This is a genomic window from Vibrio thalassae, assembly GCF_900089835.1.
In the GTDB taxonomy this organism is placed as follows: Bacteria; Pseudomonadota; Gammaproteobacteria; order Enterobacterales; family Vibrionaceae; genus Vibrio; species Vibrio thalassae.
In genome coordinates, this window is the sequence record NZ_OANU01000086.1 from 1 (window position 1) to 3,818 (window position 3,818).

At 42.8% G+C, this 3,818-nt stretch carries 4 protein-coding genes and 1 pseudogene; 1 reads left to right on the forward strand and 4 read right to left on the reverse strand.

All coding sequences use genetic code 11. The features are described from left to right. Window positions 1-138, forward strand: a 138-nt coding sequence (locus VTH8203_RS18140; RefSeq protein WP_244181154.1) for an ATP-binding protein, incomplete at its 5' end; no start/stop codon positions are given. 70 nt (window positions 139-208) lie between these two features. Here the strand turns inward: VTH8203_RS18140 and VTH8203_RS18145 are convergent. The 4 genes and pseudogenes from VTH8203_RS18145 to VTH8203_RS18160 all read right to left on the reverse strand — a co-directional run. Further along, window positions 209-373: pseudogene (locus tag VTH8203_RS18145) on the reverse strand (alpha/beta fold hydrolase); the annotation flags it as partial. 162 nt (window positions 374-535) lie between these two features. Continuing rightward, window positions 536-1,999, reverse strand: a complete 1,464-nt coding sequence (gene glgA, locus VTH8203_RS18150; RefSeq protein WP_096994900.1) for a glycogen synthase GlgA — start codon at window positions 1,997-1,999, stop codon at window positions 536-538. A 1-nt stretch (window position 2,000) separates the two neighbouring features. Beyond that, window positions 2,001-3,218 (reverse strand): glucose-1-phosphate adenylyltransferase, encoded by a 1,218-nt coding sequence (gene glgC, locus VTH8203_RS18155; RefSeq protein WP_096994901.1) that lies wholly within the window; start codon window positions 3,216-3,218, stop codon window positions 2,001-2,003. Between the two features lie 412 nt (window positions 3,219-3,630). Beyond that, window positions 3,631-3,818, reverse strand: a 188-nt coding sequence (locus VTH8203_RS18160; protein WP_279627165.1) for a transposase, incomplete at its 5' end; no start/stop codon positions are given.

Genomic DNA, 3,818 nt, shown 5'->3' on the forward strand with positions numbered 1-3,818 from the left:
ACGGCGGCATTACTGGATAGGCTTCTTCATCACTCGCACATCGTACAAATCAGTGGAGAAAGCTACCGATTACGAGGAAAGAAGGCGGCTGGAACCATACCAACAGTTCTAGAAAATCTATCTGAAAGTAAAAATTAATTACTTGGGTGGGTCAGTTTTACTTCGGCGATAACGTCGATAAGTGGGTCAATTTTAAACTGGCGTTGACACCGTGTCCACGTAAGTCAATGAACAGCAAATTAAAATGCTCACGATAAGCACGAATTTGCTTAAACCATATGGATGAACTACCCCCTGCTCCATGCACAAAAACCACCCACTCATCGCTCGTAGGGTGTGTATAGGTTTTATGAAATAGTAGGCTTTCGGACATAGTTCTCTGATAAGTTGATAGGACGAAAGTTAAGTTATCACAACTCTACACGTCTCTGGAGAAAATTGCGCGGAATTTTAGAAAAAATGATGTCCAATTGTGTCTAGAGTTAGGCTTTACAACATGCAAAAGAGCGGCATCAATGCCGCTCTTGGATTCAGGTTATCGGTTGCAGCAACCAAGCGCCAAATCATACATTTTGATATATTCTTTAGCCGATTCTGTCCAACTGAAATCTCTGCGCATACCGCGAAGCTGCATTTCATGCATGGCTTCTGGATGCTGCAAATAAAATAACAGGGCACGCTGCAACACAATGAGCAATGCATCGTGGCAAGGTTCTTCAAAACCAAATCCTGTGGCCTGCGTAGAGTCATCATCAAAGTCGATAACCGTGTCTTTCAACCCGCCGACTTTACGCACGATTGGCAGCGTCCCGTACGCCATACTATAGATTTGATTTAGACCACATGCTTCAAACTCTGAAGGCATCAGGAAGAAATCTGAACCAGCCTCTACTAAATGCGCAAACCTATTACTGTACGCTTCTACAAACGCCAGTTTATCCGAAAACTGCTCAGCTATATCATTTAGGTGAGAGGCAATTTGCGGTTCTCCGGTTCCTATAATGACAACCTGAACATCATTTTTCAGGAACTTATCAAGTATCGGCAGTATATAGTGGAAACCTTTTTGATGTGTCAATCGACACACCATACCAACCATTGGAACATTGCGCTCTGGCAACGATAACTCTTGCTGCAATGCCAGCTTAGCGGCCAGTTTGCCACTTAGCATACTCTCTAAGTCATCGTCGTAATTAACAGGCAGAAAGCTATCAAGTTTAGGGTTCCACTCTGAGTAGTCACAACCGTTCACGATGCCATGCAGATCTTTGGAACGATGTACAAAATCGTCCACCAAACCATGAGACCCCAAAGGCGTCACTAGCTCTGCAGCGTAATTGGGGCTCACGGCGTTGATTTTATCTGCAAAAGCGATGCCCGCACGAAGCGTGCTTACCCATCCTTCACCGTACTGTAGAAACTCCATTCCAGAAAGACGAAGTTCTGGAATGATCTCCAACTGAGCGTAGGAAAAGATGCCTTTAAAAATAGCATTGTGCACCGTTAACACTGACTTTATTCCAGCAAATCGCTCGTCATCAGCATAACGCGTTTTAAGTAGGAACGGGATTAATCCCGTATGCCAGTCGTTGGCATGGACGATAGACGGTCGAATGCCAAGTTTCGGTAGCACATCCAAACTCGCGGACGCAAAAAAACCAAATCGTTCACCATTGTCAGCATAAGCTCGATTGTGCTCGGCATACAGCTCTGGCCTATCGAAGTAACGATCACACTCGATAACGAACACATCAACACCATCGAGTTGTGTTTTTTTAACTTGATATGGAGTATGCGGCCAATGCTCTAACTCAGTCGCTAAGACAAATTCATACTGTTCTTTATTGGGCAGTGACTGATAACCGGGTAAAGTAATGGCTACGTTTTTACCCAGTTCTTGCAGAGCTTTAGGCAGAGCCTTGGCAACATCTGCCAAGCCTCCGCTTTTAACAAGTCCTTGCGCTTCTGAAACTGGAAACCATACATCTATGTTTCGCATTTTAGAATCCAACTTTCGTCCCTTTCTTGATGACTACAACGCCACCTGGGGAGACATGGAAACGCTTCGCATCCAACTCAAGATCTTCACCAATCACAGTCCCAGGGGCAATTTCTACATTCTTATCAATGATCGCACGCTTGATTGTACAACCAGCGCCTATCTTAACGTCACCTAGGATAACAGATTCACTCACCACTGAACCAGCCGCAATGTTACTTCTAAAACCCAAAACAGAACGATAGATTGATGAACCACGAACATAACTACCACCAGCGATCAAGCTGTCGGTAATTTTGATTTTTTGATGCTCCGCATCGACAAACGTTGCCGGTGGAAGAGGTGGATAGTATGTGTGAAGTGGCCATTTTCGGTTGTATAACGAAAACTGAGCGTCCTCTTGGAGCAAGTCCATGTGTGCTGCCCAATAGGAATCGATAGTACCTACATCACGCCAGTAGGTTGTGTCTTTTTCGCCACTAATTTTATTGGTCGAAAAGTCGTAGACGTAAACATTCCCTTCAGGGAACATTTTAGGAATGATATCTTTACCAAAATCATGGCTTGATTCTGGGTTCTCAGCATCTACGCGAATCTCATGGCACAAGCTTTCCGCTTCGAATATATAGTTACCCATCGACACTAATGCCATATCAGGGTGGCCTGGGATCGCTTTTGGATGCTGCGGTTTTTCTTCAAACCCAATCATTTTGCCATTTTCATCGACTTCAATGACACCAAATTCTGACGCTTCTGCTAAAGGCATACGCAAAGCAGATACCGTAAGCTTAGCTTCTTTACGCTTGTGGAAATCAAGCATCTGGCGAATGTCCATTTTGTAAATATGATCGGAACCAAAAATACATACATGTTCTGGATTCGCTAATTCGATAAAGCGAACATTTTGATAAATCGCATCAGCAGTGCCCTCATACCAGCGCTTACCGTCTCGCATTTGAGCAGGGATCGGGTCAATGAATCGGTCGGTAATTCCGGTTAGATTCCAACCCTTACGCATATGTTGATAGAGCGATTGAGACTTAAACTGCGTAAGGACATAAATACGCATTAAGTCAGCATTGATAAAGTTATTCAGAGCGAAGTCAATCAAACGATAGCTTCCTCCAAATGGTACCGCAGGTTTGCTACGTGATTCAGTTAAAGGACGTAGGCGAGAGCCTTCTCCACCAGCAAGAATCATTCCCAATACACCAGCCATTGATATCTCCGTTTTATTACAGCTTTTTTTTCCATTTATTGTCGGGTAGTTGAATTACTTATGGGGGTACCCGACTTCATTATTAACGGATGATAATGTCGATAATTTCATCGAGCATTCAAACGTTGAATCTTGTATATAAATTTGTAATCAGGCAAGGTTGTTTAATTGTTAACCCTATGCCAACCATTTTTTATTATGGTTTTTGTCTAAATTATCGTTTTGAAATTAGATTACAATGCATCATAGCGCATTATTTTGCATTGAACACAGTTGCATTAAAACTTCTGCTTTTAGTCACAGAATGGCATACCGACATCACCATATCAACACATAATGTTAACATGGCATTCACTACCAAGGTGCCTCGATGAAGACTTCGTGAAAAACAATAACTTAACCTGAGATCGGTTTAAGCCATCGCCATCAATCCTGTCTTTTCAGTGTTTGTGATGTTGAGTGATGGCTTTTCTGGTTTCAGACAGTAAGCGATTAGTCCGCCAAGTAAATTCAACATAAAACCATGTAAGCTGCGATGCCTTGAGTGCTCTATTTGAGATATATTCTTTAATTGGTCATTAATCGTTTCAATAATGAACC